Annotated in this window: 14 protein-coding genes; 6 read left to right on the top strand and 8 right to left on the bottom strand. The window is 64.0% G+C overall.

The features are described from left to right. Nucleotides 1-28: 28 nt before the first annotated feature. Entirely contained in the window at nt 29-1,216 is a 1,188-nt protein-coding gene (locus ACWGS9_RS21935) for a glycine C-acetyltransferase (protein ID WP_454507212.1), read from the bottom strand. Nucleotides 1,217-1,513: 297 nt separating this feature from the next. Between ACWGS9_RS21935 and ACWGS9_RS21930 the strand changes: the two genes are divergently transcribed. Both ACWGS9_RS21930 and ACWGS9_RS21925 read left to right on the top strand, forming a co-directional pair. Further along, nucleotides 1,514-3,583 (top strand): putative bifunctional diguanylate cyclase/phosphodiesterase, encoded by a 2,070-nt coding sequence (locus ACWGS9_RS21930; protein WP_454507211.1) that lies wholly within the window; start codon nt 1,514-1,516, stop codon nt 3,581-3,583. Between the two features lie 231 nt (nt 3,584-3,814). Continuing rightward, nucleotides 3,815-4,534, top strand: coding sequence for a polysaccharide deacetylase family protein (locus tag ACWGS9_RS21925; RefSeq protein ID WP_454507210.1), 720 nt, complete (start codon nt 3,815-3,817; stop codon nt 4,532-4,534). Between the two features lie 4 nt (nt 4,535-4,538). On the opposite strand, the gene ACWGS9_RS21920 is transcribed toward ACWGS9_RS21925, so the two are convergent. After that, nucleotides 4,539-5,027, bottom strand: coding sequence for a MarR family winged helix-turn-helix transcriptional regulator (locus tag ACWGS9_RS21920; protein ID WP_454507209.1), 489 nt, complete (start codon nt 5,025-5,027; stop codon nt 4,539-4,541). A 171-nt stretch (nt 5,028-5,198) separates the two neighbouring features. On the opposite strand from ACWGS9_RS21920, the gene ACWGS9_RS21915 reads away from it, so the two are divergent. Beyond that, nucleotides 5,199-5,606: a hypothetical protein gene (locus tag ACWGS9_RS21915; protein ID WP_454507208.1), complete on the top strand. Its 408-nt coding sequence runs from the start codon at nt 5,199-5,201 to the stop codon at nt 5,604-5,606. Nucleotides 5,607-5,703: 97 nt separating this feature from the next. Here the strand turns inward: ACWGS9_RS21915 and ACWGS9_RS21910 are convergent, their stop codons facing one another. Both ACWGS9_RS21910 and ACWGS9_RS21905 read right to left on the bottom strand, forming a co-directional pair. Beyond that, the gene (locus ACWGS9_RS21910) at nt 5,704-7,749 is read right to left on the bottom strand and encodes an oxidoreductase (RefSeq protein WP_454507207.1); all 2,046 of its coding nucleotides are present in this window, start codon (nt 7,747-7,749) and stop codon (nt 5,704-5,706) included. A 15-nt stretch (nt 7,750-7,764) separates the two neighbouring features. After that, nucleotides 7,765-7,944, bottom strand: coding sequence for a hypothetical protein (locus ACWGS9_RS21905; protein WP_454507206.1), 180 nt, complete (start codon nt 7,942-7,944; stop codon nt 7,765-7,767). A gap of 99 nt (nt 7,945-8,043) precedes the next feature. Between ACWGS9_RS21905 and queF the strand changes: the two genes are divergently transcribed. Then, a complete protein-coding gene (gene queF, locus ACWGS9_RS21900; protein WP_454507205.1) occupies nt 8,044-8,505 on the top strand; it encodes a preQ(1) synthase in 462 nt (153 codons plus the stop codon). Nucleotides 8,506-8,516: 11 nt separating this feature from the next. Here queF and ACWGS9_RS21895 read toward each other — a convergent pair whose 3' ends face one another. The 4 genes from ACWGS9_RS21895 to ACWGS9_RS21880 all read right to left on the bottom strand — a co-directional run bounded on the left by ACWGS9_RS21895 (nt 8,517) and on the right by ACWGS9_RS21880 (nt 12,935). Then, the gene (locus ACWGS9_RS21895) at nt 8,517-9,098 is read right to left on the bottom strand and encodes a YqhG/Tai3 family protein (RefSeq protein WP_454507204.1); all 582 of its coding nucleotides are present in this window, start codon (nt 9,096-9,098) and stop codon (nt 8,517-8,519) included. Between the two features lie 4 nt (nt 9,099-9,102). Beyond that, nucleotides 9,103-9,576, bottom strand: coding sequence for a DUF3828 domain-containing protein (locus ACWGS9_RS21890; RefSeq protein WP_454507203.1), 474 nt, complete (start codon nt 9,574-9,576; stop codon nt 9,103-9,105). A gap of 94 nt (nt 9,577-9,670) precedes the next feature. Continuing rightward, on the bottom strand, nt 9,671-11,320 hold the full coding sequence (locus ACWGS9_RS21885) for an ABC transporter substrate-binding protein (RefSeq protein WP_454507202.1): 1,650 nt from the start codon (nt 11,318-11,320) through the stop codon (nt 9,671-9,673). Nucleotides 11,321-11,384: 64 nt separating this feature from the next. After that, entirely contained in the window at nt 11,385-12,935 is a 1,551-nt protein-coding gene (locus ACWGS9_RS21880; protein ID WP_454507201.1) for a trimethylamine methyltransferase family protein, read from the bottom strand. 90 nt (nt 12,936-13,025) lie between these two features. Here ACWGS9_RS21880 and ACWGS9_RS21875 point away from each other — a divergent pair, with 90 nt between their 5' ends. Together ACWGS9_RS21875 and mutL are read left to right on the top strand one after the other, a co-directional pair. Further along, a complete protein-coding gene (locus ACWGS9_RS21875) occupies nt 13,026-13,928 on the top strand; it encodes a LysR substrate-binding domain-containing protein (protein ID WP_454507200.1) in 903 nt (300 codons plus the stop codon). A gap of 54 nt (nt 13,929-13,982) precedes the next feature. Next, nucleotides 13,983-15,851, top strand: a complete 1,869-nt coding sequence (mutL, locus tag ACWGS9_RS21870; RefSeq protein ID WP_454507199.1) for a DNA mismatch repair endonuclease MutL — start codon at nt 13,983-13,985, stop codon at nt 15,849-15,851. The last annotated feature ends 10 nt before the right edge of the window (nt 15,852-15,861 follow it).

Here is a 15,861-nt window from a genome sequence, read left to right as displayed (position 1 = left end):
TCCAGAATCGTTTTTCAGCGCCAGCCGTTCAGGAAATCACGCCCAGTTCCTTGCCGATCGCCCCGAACGCCTCGACCGCCCGATCGATATCGCCGCTCGAATGAGCGGCCGACATCTGCGTGCGGATGCGCGCCTGACCCTTCGGCACCACCGGGAAGGAGAAGCCGATGACATAGATGCCGCGCTTCAGCATGCGAGCGGCCATTTCTTGCGCCAAAGCCGCGTCGCCCAGCATCACCGGTATGATCGGGTGATCCGCGCCCGCAAGCGTAAAGCCGAGCTTACCCATCTGAGACCGGAAACGTTCCGCATTGGCATATAGGCGCTCGCGCAGCACGTCGCCATGACGGATCAACTCGAACACCTTGATCGAGGCGCCGGCAATCGCAGGCATCAGCGTGTTGGAAAAGAGATAGGGCCGCGAGCGCTGGCGCAGCCAGTCGACGACCTGCTTCTTGCCCGAGGTGTAGCCGCCGGATGCGCCGCCCAGCGCCTTGCCGAGCGTCCCGGTAATGATGTCCACCCTGCCCTCCACGCCGCAATGCTCGGCCGAGCCGCGGCCTTGTCTGCCGACGAAGCCGACCGCATGGCTGTCGTCGACCATGACCATCGCATCGTATTTCTCGGCAAGGTCGCAGACACCGCGCAAATTGGCGATGATGCCGTCCATCGAGAACACGCCATCGGTGGCGATCAGCCGGAAGCGGCAATCCTTCGCTTCCTTCAGCCGGGCCTCCAGATCGGCCATGTCGTTGTTGGCGTAGCGGAAGCGCTTGGCCTTGGAGAGCCGCACCCCGTCGATGATCGACGCGTGGTTCAGCGCGTCGGAAATGATGGCGTCCTCCTCGCCGAGCAGCGTCTCGAACAGGCCGCCATTGGCGTCGAAGCAGGACGAGTAGAGGATGGTGTCGTCCATGCCGAGGAAGGATGAGATCGTCGCCTCGAGCTGCTTGTGCTCCTCCTGCGTGCCGCAGATGAAGCGCACCGAGGCCATGCCGTAGCCGTAGCGGTCGAGCGCATGCTTTGCCGCGTCGCGCAGATCCCGGCTGTCGGCGAGGCCAAGATAGTTGTTGGCGCAGAAGTTCAACACCTTTTCGCCGCCAACCTCGATCTCGGCGGACTGCATCGAGGAAATCACCCGCTCGGACTTGTAGAGCCCGGCCGATTTCAGGCCCTGCAGCTCGCTGTCGATGTGGGAAAGGAATGCTTTGCTCATGGTCCGGCCCTGTTCGGTTCGAGCCGGACTGTCGCGCCTGGGCCAAGAAAAATCCATCGCAAAAGCGACGGCTTCGGTGGCGTTGCGAAAGCTCGATCGCAATCCTTCGCGACGTCGCGACCACGATGCGCTCAAAAACGGGGTGTGCGGGAAAGGACGTGATAACCATCTTGCGAGCTTTGTCGCGCCGCCGCGATCGCCGCCGGCCTCCCTTGGAGACCTGTTAACCCTTTCAAGGCAAGCGTTTCCCGCCACGAATGCTTGGCAGGAATCCGTCGACCGGAGGGTCACCCAGCTATGTCGCAGCAGCCAGTGCACAGCGTTTCGCGCAAGCTGATCCTGCTGATCAAGACCGGCTACTGGCTGGCGCTCACGATCATTGCCGCCATGGTGGTGGCCTCCTTCATTCTTCTGCAGCAGTTGATGGCGCAGCAGCAGCACAATGATGCGCTGCTCGACATCGTCTCGACGCAGAAAGCGCTGTCGCAGCGCATCGTCTTCCTGGCCAGCGCCACAGGTGCCGCCTCGCGCGACAAGCAGCCGGCGCTGGTCACCGCGCTCATGCAGGCGACGGGCGAGTTCGAGACCAGCTACGACCTGCTGCTCAAGGAGACCGGCGCCGATCCGCTGTCACCGGCCCGCAACGATCCGAAATCGATCGAATACGTGCTGTTCGGCAAGCCGTTCCACCTCGATTACTTCTCGGTCGGCCTCGTCGCCAATGGCGACAGGCTGGTTTCGTCCTTCGAGTCGCAGCTCGGCATGCAGAGCGACGGCTACAAGGGCGGCGGCGAACGCGTCGGCCTCGACGCTTCCGTCGCCAATGCGACCATGTCCGGCTATGCCGCGCTCGGCCAGCGCATCAGCGCTTTCGCAGATGAAAAGGCCAGCAGCATCCTCGACCTGCACCGCAAGTTGTTCTTCGCCACACTCGGCGTCATCGTGCTGGTAGCGCTGTTCATCTTCCGGCCGATGTCCAACGCCATCCTGCGCAAGACGCGCGAGCTGGTCGACGCGCGCAACTCGATGGCCTTCATCGCCGTGCATGACGGCCTGACCGGCCTGCACAACCGCACCTTCCTCACCGACCATTTCGACACGCTGATCAAGGGGGCGCATCGCCGCCGCGAGCGCCTGGCGGTGATCCAGCTCGATCTCGACCGCTTCAAGCAGATCAACGATACGCTTGGCCATGCCGCCGGCGACTATGTGCTGGTGGTGACCGCGCAGCGCATGCGCGATTCCTGCCGGGCGTCGGATCTCTGCGCGCGGCTGGGCGGCGACGAGTTCGTCATGATCCTCAACGGCGCCGGCAGCACCGAGGACATCCTTGCGCTGGCCAAGCGCATCCTTGGCGAGATCAACGAGCCGATCACGTTCCAGGGCACAACCATCCTGCCCGGCGCCAGCGCCGGCATCGCGGTCTATCCGGTGGACGCCGACAATGCGCAGGACCTGCTCGTCCATGCCGATCTCGCGCTCTATTCCGCCAAGAAGCTCGGCGGCGGCAACTTCTCCTTCTTCTCCGAGGAGTTGCGGCGCGAGCTCGACTACCGCAAGCAGCTCGAACAGGATATCCGCACGGCAATCGCCAACAAGAGCTTCGAGGTCTATTTCCAGCCGCAAGTGTCGCTGACCAGCGGCAAGATCAGCGGCATCGAGGCGTTGGTGCGCTGGAAGCACGCGACACGCGGCATGATCTCGCCCGGCGAGTTCATTCCCGTCGCCGAAAAATGCGGCTTCATGCCGGATATCGGCCGCATCGTCATCGCCAAAGCGATCGAGGAAGCCGCCGAATGGGACCGCGCCGGCATCGATTTCGGGCGCATCGCCGTCAATGTCTCAGGCACGGAGCTGCGCGAGCCCGATTTCGACACCTTCCTGTTCGGCACGCTGGAGCGCGTAGGCCTGGCGCCGCAGAAGCTGGCGCTGGAGATCGTCGAATCCGTCATCCTCGACGACGAGAAGACAGGGATCGCCGCCAAGCTCCGCCACATCCGCGCCGCCGGCGTGCATCTCGAGCTCGACGACTTCGGCACAGGCTATGCCTCGCTCAGCCACGTCAATCCCAATGAGATCGACCGGCTGAAGATCGACCGCCGCTTCGTCCAGAACATCAACGAGAACGGCGACAACACCAAGATCGTGCGCGCCATCACCGAGCTTGCCCGGGGGCTCGGCATCTCGATCGTCGCCGAGGGCGCCGAAACTGAGGCTGAATTGGATTCACTGATGGCGATCGGCTGCGACCAAGTGCAGGGCTATTCGATCGCCTTCCCGATGCCGCAGGACAAGGCGCGCGAATGGCTGACGGCGCGCAGCCCGAAGACGGCGAGGCTGAAGGTGCTGCAGGGCAGCCTCGCTTGAGATGCACAGACATTCAGGTGAGGCCGGTCTGCAAATGGCGGCTTCCTGCGCTTCCGGTGCTCACGTACTTTAAGTACGCCCCGCTCCGGTTCTCGGAACCCGCCATTTTCGACTCGGCCTGACCCGAATCTCAACGCATCTCGGCACCTAGCCATGCTGGACAAGACCCGCGCTACCTTAGTGTCTTGCCATGATCGCAAGCGGTTCTCGCAAATTTCGCTTCAACTTCTTATGGCGACGCTGCTGCTTGTCGCATCGCCGGCTTTGGCCGCTGACCGCACCATCTATCTCACCTTCGACGACGGCCCGTTGAACGGCACAAGCAACATCCTCGACGTGCTGCAGACCGAGCAGGTGCCGGCGACGCTGTTCATGGTCGGCATGCATGCCGAGGCCAATGCCGCCAACCGGGCCTTGCTGCAGCGAGCGAAATCGATGCCGCTGGTGACGATCGGCAACCACAGCTACAGCCACGCCTATAATCACTACCGCCATTTCTACGGCGACACGGAAGGCGTGGTCGCCGACATGCTGAGGGCGAATGCCGTTCTGGGTCTCAGGCCGGCCGTGCATGCGCGGCTGCCCGGACGCGATGTGTTCAGGTTGCCCAGTTACTCGAGTAACGACAATTCGCTGGGTCTCGCACAGGCGGGACGCGAGGATCCGGATTACGAATTCGTCGCGGCGTCGGGCTTCTGGCTCTATGGCTGGGACCATGAATGGGTGCATGAGGACAGCGGCAAGCCGGTGCAGAGCGTCGACCATCTGGTCAGCGAGATCGACCATCTGTTCGGCTATGGCCATTTCGCCAAGCCGCGCAAGCTTATCCTGCTCATGCATGACGAGATGTTCCAGGACGCCTTCGACGGCAAGGCAAAGCTGACGGCGTTGATCGCAGCGCTCCGGCTGCGCCACTACGCCTTCGGCGCGATAGCGGGTTATGATCGCTAAGAGCTTATGATTTGACTGCGCGAGCCGGGTTGCCGGGGCGAGGCGGGATATCGTTCTCGTCTCCGGGGAAAGACGCCAGCAGATGCCCGAAGCTCGGCGCTTCGACGTTCGCCCTTAGCGCAGCCAGCACTTCGGCGAATTCGGCCAGCCTCTCATCGGCGATGCCCATGCGCAGCCGCTTGTCGAAGGCGATCGCGGCCATCCGCAGTTTCTCGAACAGCGCTTTACCGGCCTCGGTCAGGGCCACCTGGTGGACCCTGCGGTTCTCCGGGTCGCGGCGGCGCGTCAGCAACCCTTGCGCTTCCATGGCGTTGAGGTGATGCGTCAGCGTCGCGCCCTGGATGCCGATCATGCCGGCGAGCTCGCGCTGGTTGGCGAGTTCCTTCGACTTGACCGACAGCAAGGTCAACCACACCGGCAGCGTCCCGCCGGCCTCGACCAGCGCGGCATCGAAAGCCTGCGCCACCACTTTCGAGGTGCGGGCGAGGTTCATGCCAACAGGCGGGCGGTCAAACGGTGTCATGACCTGACAGTAGAGCAAGCAGTGGGAACGTGAAACTCGGCTTCATGATTGACATCTAACCGTTAGATATCTAACTTTGTCTTATTGATGGCGTCGCGACATGGCTGCGACGCGCGGCGGGCGGCTGAGAGGAATGCGGTCATGCAATATGTCTATATCGTCGTCATCGGCCTGCACGTCGTGGCCGGCGTCTTCTGGGCCGGCACCACCGTTGCGGTTGCCCGCGATCCGGAGATCAAGGCGGAACGGTTCTTCCGGCCGCAAATGGGCGCGGCCGGTTTGGCTTTCCTGACCGGTTTGCTGCTCTGGTACTTCTTCCATGAGGGTGCTTTCGGCTCGATGGAGAAGGTATTGGCGCTGGGCATCTTGACGGCGCTGATCGCCGCCGGCGTGCAGGGCGCGCTTGTGGGCTCCGCCAGCAGGCAGCTTGCCGGCGCCGATCAAGCGACGCAAACCCAGCTGCGCGCGAAAATGACCAGAGGCGAACGCCTCGCCGGCGGGTTGCTGGTCATCACCGTGCTTTGCATGGCGACCGCCAAGATGTTTTGAAATCGCACGGCCGGTGTAAGCCGACCATGCGCGGCGCGCAACCGACCGAAGCGGCAGGTGGCTCTCCTTGCAGAGGTCGATTGCGCGCCACCAATCTTTAGATTCTGATCCCGAACCGGATGCCGTCATAGATCGCGGCGTGGATGTTGCGCGAGGCGACCGCATCGCCGATGCGGAACACGACGAAGCCACCTTCCGGATTGCGCTGCGGAAAAATGTCGCCGCCGTTCACCAGCCGCTCATAGTCGACCGCGCCGCCATTCTTGGACAGTGGCTTCAGCGATAGATAGAGGTGGTCGAGGGGTGCTGTGCCATGCTCGACCACCACCTGGTCGACGCGCCGCTCGCCGCGCCAGCCATCGGCGAAGTCCGACGCCAGTTCGGCGATGAGCTGGTTGCCCTCGCGACGCACCGAGCGCAGGCGGGTGTTGATGGTGACGGTGACGCCTTTCTCGTGAAAGGCGCGCATGTAAGGCACATGGTTCAGGCCGCCCATTTCCGGCGCGAAGAAGCGCTCCGGCGAAACCAGCTCCAACTTCGCGCCACTATTGGCGATGAGTTCAGCGGCGCCCATGCCCTGATGGCCGCCATTGTCGTCGTAAAGCAGGACATTCTCGGCCGGCTTGACGCTGCCGGCCATGATGTCCCAGCTCGAGGTTACCAGGTTGTCGCCGGCCGTCAGCGGCGGGTTCTGCGGCAGGCCGCCAGTTGCCACGATCACGACATCCGGCGCCAGCGCCAGCACATCGTTCTTCTCCGCCCAGGTGTCGTAGCGGATTTCAACGCCGAGTCGGTCGAGCTCGGCGAGCCGCCAGTCGATGATGCCGATCAGCTCCTTGCGGCGCGGGTTCTGGGTCGCAAGCCGCACTTGGCCGCCGGCCTGACTGGAGGCTTCCAGCACCGTCACCTCATGGCCGCGCTCGGCCGCGACGCGCGCCGCTTCAAGGCCGCCGGCGCCGGCGCCCACCACCACGACTTTCTTCTTCGGTCCTTCGCTCTTGGCGATGACATGCGGAACGGTCGCTTCGCGGCCGGTTGCCGCGTTATGGACGCAGAGCGCCTCGCCCCCTTCATAGATGCGATCGAGGCAATAGGTGGCGCCGACGCAGGGCCTGATCTCGTGCTCGCGGCCTTCCATTACCTTTTTGACGATATAGGGATCGGCAATATGGGCGCGCGTCATGCCGACCATGTCGAGCTTGCCGGTGGCAATCGCATGGCGCGCGGTGGCGACATCCGAAATGCGCGCCGCATGGAAGGTCGGGAACTTCGTCGCCGCCCTCACCTCGCCGGCGAAATCGAGATGCGGCGAGGAACGCATGCCGGTCACCGGGATGACCTTGGTCAGCGCCGCATCGGTCTCGATCGAGCCGCGGATGATGTTGAGGAAATCGACCTTGCCGGAGTTGGCCAGACGCCTGGCGATCTCGATGCCCACTTCCTTCGAGATGCCCTTTTCGAAATCCTCGTCGGCGACCATGCGGATGCCGACGACGAATTTCTCGCCGACGGCGGCGCGCACCGTATCCAGCACCATGTCGGTGAAGCGCAGGCGATTGTCGAGCGAGCCGCCGAACTCGTCGTCACGATGGTTGGTCGCCGGCGACCAGAAGCCATCCATCAGATGGCCGTAGGATTCGAACTCGATGCCGTCGAGGCCGGCCGCCTGGCAGCGCTGCGCGGCCGAAGCATAGTCGGCGACGATGCGCTCGATGTCCCACTCCTCGATGGTCTTCGGGAAGGCGCGGTGCGCCGGCTCGCGCACCGGCGAGGCCGACAGCACCGGCAGCCAATCGGCCTTGTTCCAGCCCGTGCGGCGGCCGAGATGGGTGATCTGGATCATCACCTTGCAGTCGTGTTCATGACAGGCGTCCGCCAGTTCGGCGAGCCACGGCACGATCCTGTCGTCATAGACATGCAAATTGCCGAAGGCGGCCGGGCTATCGCGCGAGACGATCGCCGAGCCGGCCGTCATGGTGAGCGCCATGCCGCCCTTGGCCTTCTCGGCATGGTAGAGCCGGTAGCGCTCCTTCGGCATGCCGTCCTCGGAATAAGCCGGCTCATGGCTGGTCGACATCACCCGGTTCTTCAGCGTCAGGTGCTTGAGCTGGTAAGGTTGGAGAAGCGGGTCGTTGCTGGTCATTGTCTTCCTGCCGTTTCAAATTGCACGGGAGCGTCGCGCCGCTCCCGCTTCCATTTCACGCATCGGATTCATCCGAAAACCGCTGCGCACTTTTCGGTCCGATGCTGCTCCCGCTTCCATTTCACGCATCGGATTCATCCGAAAACCGCTGCGCACTTTTCGGTCCGATGCTGCTCCCGCTTCCATTTCACGCATCGGATTCATCCGAAAACCGCTGCGCACTTTTCGGTCCGATGCTAATGAGCGCGCCAACAGCGCCGCGCCCGATTGGGTTGCGGCAGCAAGGAGCCGCCCATGACCGACGCCAAGAACCTCACCCAGCTCGGCAAGCACGTCGAGACGCCACAGAGCCCCGAACAGGCGGTCCTGGAGACGGTGCCGTTCCAGCGCGGCGACGGCCCGCCCGCGATCGTGCGCTTCACCTGCCCTGAATTCACCTCGCTGTGTCCGGTCACCGGCCAACCCGACTTCGCCCACATCGTCATCGACTACGCGCCGGACCAGACGCTGGTGGAATCGAAGTCGCTGAAGCTGTTCATGACCTCGTTCCGCAACCATGGCGCCTTCCATGAAGAGTGTACGGTCATGATCGGCCGCCGCATCGTGGAGGCGACAAAGCCGCTCTGGCTGCGTGTCGGCGGCTATTGGTTCCCGCGCGGCGGCATCCCGATCGACGTCTTCTGGCAGACCGGGGCGCCGCCCAAGCACGCCTGGCTGCCGGATACCGGCGTTGCGCCCTATCGCGGACGCGGCTGAGCGGATCGTCATCATTCGCACTGGTATTGGCTGAGCGCCCATTCGCCGGTCACAGACAGGAGGTCGGATATTTTCCAGTCGCCGCCGACCTTCTTCAGCTTCCATTCCAGCCGGTGCTGGTGGCCCTCGATGACGAAAGCGACGACCACCTTGGCCTCGTCGCCATTGACGGCTTCGATGGTGCGCAGGCTCTCGTCGATGGCGAACTTGTCATAGTCGGCATTGTCGAGCGCCATGTTGGGGTCGAGACACTCGCCCTGTCCCGAGGCGCGCAGCGCATCGCTCTTGTCGAGCACGGTTTTCGCCGGGTCGATGAAGTTCTTGCGCTGAGCCGGATCGAGCTCGAGCCCGAGATACTCATAGAAGGGCTTCACCACGGCCGTCGGCGATCCGGGCAGGACAGGCGCCGGCGGTTCGACCGGCTTGGTTTCCGGCGTTGCGGCTGGCGGCGACTTGTCGACCGCAGGCGCATTGTCGCCTGAGGGGGCGTTCGGCGGCGGCGAGCCGAAGAGCCCCTGCGCGCAGGCGTCGCCGCTCAGCCCAGCGGCCAGCATCGACAAGCTCGACAACGCGACGACGAGACGGCGAAGCACGGCATCACTCCGTCGAGGAGCCGCATTCCAGCGCGCTGAGCTTCCAGTCGCTGGTCTTGGAGGTTATGTCGGCGATCTTCCACTTGCCGTCCACTTTCTTCAGCGACCACACCATTTCGCGTTTGGAGTCATCGCCTTCCGGGAAAAGATTGAAGTTTGCCGTCACCTCGGCGGTGTCGCCATTGACGGCCTCGGTGAGCTTAAGTGTCTTCGACAGGGTCTTCTGATCGAAATCCTGGGCGTCGAGGCCGGGGTCGAAGTCGATGCAGGACACCTCGTCGGGCTTCTCCTTCTGCGCCTTGTCGTTGGCTTCGAACAGCTTGGTGACCGGGTCGGTGAAACGGTCGCGGTATTTCGCGTCCGCCTCGAACTTCACTTCAGGCACGTAGAAGAACTTCACGGCGTTGGAAGCCGGCCCGGCGAGCGTGGCGCCGGGCAAGGCAATCGACATGGCAGCGGCAAGCACTATCGGCTTCATGCAGGATCTCCGGACGTTCGGCGGCGTGGTGGCACGATCACCGCCATGCATCCTGCATATCCGCTTTTTTGCGGCTCATGAAGTCCAGGCGCGCTCAGGCATCCAGCCAGACATTCTGGAAGTCCATTTCGTAGGTCTGGTGCATCGAGTAGTTCTTCACCTTCTTGTTCATGTGGCAGTAGAGCTTCTGCCAGAACGGCTGGATGATGACGCCGGAGTCCTGCAGGATCTGCTCGACATCCTTCATCACGTCCTTGCGCTTGGCGGGATCGGCCAGCGAAAGTGCCTCCTTGAGCTTGGCGTCGAAGTCCGGGTTGGAAAAGGCCGTCTCGTTCCAGGCCTCGCCGCTGCGGTAGCCCAGCGCCAGCACCTGCACGCCGAGCGGACGCATGTACCAGATGGTCATGGAATAAGGATATTTCGTCCAGTCGTTCCAGAAGGTCGAGCCCGGCAGCACGGTGCGTTTCACCTTGATGCCGGCATCGCGCAACTGGCCGGCGATGGCATCGCCGGTGTTCTTCTGCCACTCGTCCTCGACGGTGATCAGCTCATGCTCGAAGTCGGCCTGCCCGGCCTCCGCCATCAGCTTCTTGGCGCCGGCGGCATCGCGGCTCTTCTTGGGCAACGGATAGTATTCGGGATGGATCGGGCTGACATGGTGGTTCTCGCCGACCGTGCCGCGGCCATTGTAGCCGAGCTGCATCACCTGGTTGTTGTCGACCGCCATCTGCAGCGCGTTGCGCACCCGCTTGTCGTCATAGGGCTTATGGGTGACGTTGGTGCGGGCAACGAGCGTAGTCGCCGTCGCGACCTCCGATTTCACCAGATTCATCTTGTCGAGTGGCTCGATGAAGTCGGCCGGCGTTTCGAAATCGAGGTCGATCTCGCCGGAATCGAAGGCATTGAGCGTGGCGTTGAAGTCGGTGCCGTAGTCGATGAACTCCACCCCGTCGAGCGGCGTTTCGCCACCCCACCACTTGCCGTTCTCGCGACGCTTGACGACCGCCTTCGACCCGACCGCATAAGACACCAGCTCGAAAGCCCCGGTACCGATCGGCTTCTTGATCGGATCGGCGCCATCCTTGTCGAAGTCGCGGTGCACGACCAGCGCCGGATAGTCCGTGAGGCCCGGGATGATGGCGATATCGGCTTCGTTGAGCTTCAGCTTGACCGTATGATCGTCGACCTTGGTGATCGCGCCATCCTTCGCCTTGCCGGTCTTGGTGTCGATCAGCGCGCCGACGCGGGCGGCCATGGAATTGCCGGAAGCCCCCTTCTCGCACCAGCGGTTCAGATTGGCGACCACGTCATCGGCGTTGAAGGCATCGCCATTGTTCCAGGTGACGCCCTTGCGCAGATGGAGCGTGTATTCGGTGGCGTCGTCGTTGACGTCCCAACTTTCGAGCAGGACCGGCTCGAAGGTGAACTGGTGCGTGTAGCGCACCAGCGGCTCCAGCCAGGTGCGGGTAACGTTTGCCATTTCGGTCCAGTCATAGGTGCGCGGATCCTTCTGCGCCTTGACCGACATCGCGACATGCAGCGTTCCGCCCTTCTTCGGCTCGTCGGCGAGCGCCCTGGTCGGCGCGGCAAGGCCGAGCATCCCATAGGCAAAAGCCGTCGAAGCGCCGAAGGCGCTGGCCAGCGCCAGAAATTCGCGCCGGTCGACGCGGCCGGCGCGCGCCTCCTCGGCCATCGCTTCGATAGCGGCCGGGACCCGGTCACCATTGCTTCTGAAAAGTTTCATTCTCGTTCTCCCATCGATTTGACCGGGTCTTCGCCCGTTTGTTTTCAACTAGCGCGGCCGTCTATCAACTAACGCTGTCCGGCAACTTTTCCTCACGCCGCGCGATCAAATCCGCGAGACCCTCGGCAACGCCCTCGTCGAGCTTCGGCTCCTGGTAGTCGGCGAGCATGCTGCGCGCCTTTTCGCGGCCACGCGTGTCATGGTCCTTCGCGCCCTCGGCGTTCCATTGCTCGAAGGAATTGAAGTCCATGATGTTCGGCATGAAGAAGGCACTTTCGAAATGCTCGAGCGTGTGCTGGGTGCCGAGGAAATGCCCTTGCGGACCAACCTCGCGGATCGCCGCCATGGCTTCCTTGAAATCGTCGAAGGGCACGCCGCCGGCATATTTGTACCAGCCGACGAGCTGCTCGCAGTCGGTGGCGAATTTCGAATAGCCGCAGGTGAGGCCCGCCTCCAGCCAGCCGGCGGAATGCCAGATGTAATTGGCGCCGGACAGGATCGCGGCATGCATCAGCATGTTCGCCTCGTAGCCGGCCTGGGCATCGTTGAGCTTGGAGCCGACATGGAAGCCGGAGGTGCGCCAGGGCAGTTTGTATTTCCTGGCCAGCGCACCCATCAGATACATCATCTGGGCCGCCTCCGGCGTGCCGCCCATCGGCGCGCCGGTCTTCATGTCGACCGTGACCATGAACTGGCCGTAGATCTGCGGCGAGCCGGGTCGGATGAGCTGGGTCAGGGCCACGCCGGCAAGCGCCTCGGCATTGACCTGCGCCACCGCGCCGACGGCGGAAGCCGACGTCGAGGCGCCGCACAATGCGAAAGGCGCCAGGATCAGCGGCTGGTTGTGGCTCGCATAGACCCGCATGGCGTCGATCATGGTGGCGTCCCATACCAGCGGCGAATTGCAGTTGGTGATTGCCACCAGCACCGGGTTGTCGCGCACGAAGTCCTCGCCGAAGACGACGCCAGCCATCGCCATCGTGTCCTCGGCGCGCTCCTTCGACGTCACGATACCCATGAACGGCTTGTCGGAATGCTTCAGCGCCGAGTGGATGATGTGCAGATGCCGCTTCGGCACCGCGATTTCCATCGGCTCGCAGATGACCGAGCTCGAGGAATGCAGCGCCGGCGCCATGTAGGCCATCTTGTGGAAATTGCTGAGGTCGGCGAGCGTGCCGTAGCGCCGCTTGTTGTCGAGGTCGCGGATGTAGGGCGCGCCATACATCGGCACGAAGATCGAGTTCTTGCCGCCGACGCGCACGGTGCGCTCGGGGTTGCGCGCGTTGAGCGTGAACTCCGGCGGGACCTTCGAGACGAGTTCCATCAACAGCGCCCGGTCGATGCGGACACGCGTTTCCCTGACATCGGCGCCGGCCGCCTTCCAGAGCTCGATCGCCCCGTCGTCGCGGAATTCGCAACCCACCTCCTCGAGGATCTTGAGCGATTCCTCGTGGATCAGTTCCACCGCCTCGCTCGGCACGATCTCATAGGCGGGGATTTGCCGCACAAGGGTCGGGAAGGACGCTATCGGCGCGCTTCTGAGCGCCTTGCGCCCCAGGCGGCCGCCGCCGCGGCGGTGGGTCTGTTCGGTCAATTCAACGGCCGGTGCGTTCATGGAGCCTCCTTCTTCCCGTCTGACCAAGTTAGCGGGGTAAAATATGGCTGTGACGCTAGAAAATCCTGATCGCTTGTATAAGCTGTGCTTATGCGAAGCCTACGCCACCTGCTGCCCTCTGCCGGCAGCCTGATCGTCTTCGAAGCCGCGGGCCGGCTGTCGAGCTTCACCGCCGCCGGACGCGAGCTCGGTATGACCCAGGCCGCCGTCTCCTATGCGGTGCGCGGTCTGGAGGAGCAGCTCGGCGCGAAGCTGTTCCAGCGCCGCCACCGCCAGGTGATTTTGACGGAGGCCGGCGAGCGCTTCCATGCCGACGTGTCGCTCGGCCTGTCGCATATCCGCAAGTCGGCGGAGGACCTGCGCCTGCAGGCGACGGGCGGGCATGTGACGCTTGCCGCCTCGACCGCTTTCGGCTCGTTCTGGATGATGCCGCGCCTGCAGCAGTTCCGCGACGAACTGCCGGGCATCGACCTGCGCATCCAGACCGCCGACCGCGATCTCGACATCATCGCCGAGGGGATTCCGCTCGGCGTGCGCGGCGGCGCGCCGCGCGACTGGCCGGACTATCACTCGCTGTCGCTTGCCGACGAAGAGATCTTCCCAGTCGCGGGACCGAGCTATCTCGCCAAATTCGGCAAGCCGAAGACTGTCGAGGAACTGGCCACGCACCGACTCATCCATCTCGAGGAGCCCTATCGCGAGGCGCCGAACTGGGACGAATGGTTCGCATCAGCCGGAACCAGCCTGCGCAATGCCGAGCGCGGCCTGCGCATCAACGACTACGCGCTGGTGATCCAGGCGGTGATGGAGGGGCAAGGCATCTCGCTTGGATGGCGGCATTTGGTCGAGCGTCTCGTGGCATCGGGGCTGCTGGTGCCGGTGACCGATCATGTGATGAGGACCGGCGTCGGGTTCCATGTCATCTGGCCAAAGAACCGCGACCTCAGCGACAATGCGCGCAAGGTAAGGGACTGGCTGGTGGCGCAGGCGTGAGGTTCTGGAAGTAACCCCTCCCCCACGCCGATCGAATCCGCCTATAATCGCCCGATGCCCATCCGCCAGCTTTCCGAAACGATGATCAACCAGATCGCCGCCGGCGAGGTCATCGAGCGTCCGGCGAGCGTGGTGAAGGAGCTGGTCGAGAACGCGCTCGATGCCGGCGCACACAAAGTCGAGATCGTCACCGCCGGCGGCGGGCTGAACCTGATCCGCGTCACCGATGACGGTTCAGGCATTGCCGAGCCGGAGCTGGCGCTGGCGATCGCGCGCCATTGCACCTCGAAGCTTTCCGACGATATCCACGACATCCGCTCGCTGGGGTTCCGCGGCGAGGCGCTGCCCTCGATCGGTTCCGTCGCACGGCTCTCGATCCGCTCGCGGACAGCAAGCTGCGACAGCGCGGCCGAGATCGGCATCGAGGGCGGCCGGGTCTCTGCGGTGAAGCCTGCGGCGGCCAACCGCGGCACGACGGTCGAGGTGCGCGATCTCTTCTTCGCCACGCCGGCAAGGCTGAAATTCATGAAGGGCGAGCGCGCCGAAAGCTCGGCCACCAGCGACGTGGTGAAACGCATTGCGATCGCCTTCCCGGCCGTGCGCTTCACGCTTGCCGGACCCGACCGTTCGACTTTGGAACTGCCGGCGACCGACGACACGCCGGAAGGCCGGCTTGCCCGCGTCGCGCAGGTAATGGGCAAGGATTTTCCTGACAATGCCATTGCCATCGATGCCATACGCGACGGCGTGCATCTTGCCGGCCACGTCTCGATCCCGTCCTACACGCGCGCCAACGCGCTGCAGCAATATGCCTATGTCAACGGACGACCGGTGCGCGACAAGCTGATCGCCGGCGCGATCCGCGGCGCCTTCGCGGACGTTTTACCGCGCGACCGGCATGCGGTGACCGTGCTCTTCCTGTCGCTCGATCCTTCGACCGTCGACGTCAATGTGCATCCGGCCAAGGCCGATGTGCGCTTCCGCGATCCGGGCCTGGTGCGCGGGCTGATCGTCGGCGCCATACGCGAAGCGCTGGCCTGCGCGGGCATCCGCGCGGCAACGACGGGTGCCGCCGGCATGATGGCGGCGTTCCGGCCGGGGGTTGCGCCTTATTCGCATCCCGGTCCGGCCAACGGACACCGCAGCTACGAAGCCGCTTATCACGCCTCCGGCTCCGGCGGCTTCGACCCATTGCGCTCGCCGCAGCGGCCGCTCGACATGGGGCAAGCGCGGCCGCGCCAAGGTGGCTTTGGCGAAAACGACCAGACGGCCTTCGACACCGGACCGCTCGCCAGCGCCGATGCCCGCACCGGCATGGCCGAGCCGGCCGAAGCGCTGCTCGGCACGGTGCTGGGCGCGGCGCGGGCGCAGGTGCATGAGAACTACATCGTCGCCCAGACGAGGGATTCGCTCGTCATCGTCGACCAGCATGCCGCGCATGAGCGGCTGGTCTACGAGGCGCTGAAGAACGCGCTGCATTCGCGTGCGGTGCCTTCGCAGATGCTTCTGCTGCCCGAGATCGTCGACCTGCCGGAAGAAGATGCCGAGCGGCTGGCGTTGCATTCCGACACGCTCGCCAAATTCGGCCTCGGCCTGGAGCGCTTCGGTCCAGGCGCGGTGGCGGTGCGCGAGACGCCGTCGATGCTTGGCGAGACCAATGTGCAGCAGTTGGTGCGCGACCTTGCCGACGAGATCGCCGACAACGACACCGTCGAGACGCTGAAGGAGCGGCTGGACAGAATAGCCGCGACCATGGCCTGCCACGGCTCGGTACGCTCAGGGCGCCTGCTCAAGGCCGAGGAGATGAACGCGCTGCTGCGCCAGATGGAGGCGACGCCCGGATCCGGTACCTGCAATCATGGCCGGCCGACCTATATCGAGCTCAAGCTCGCCGACATCGAAAGGCTGTTCGGGCGGCGGTGATCCCCCGCAA

Source organism: Mesorhizobium sp. Arg314, assembly GCF_053714275.1.
Note: the sequence above shows the minus strand (reverse complement) of the source record. Positions and strands in the feature narration are given on the sequence as shown.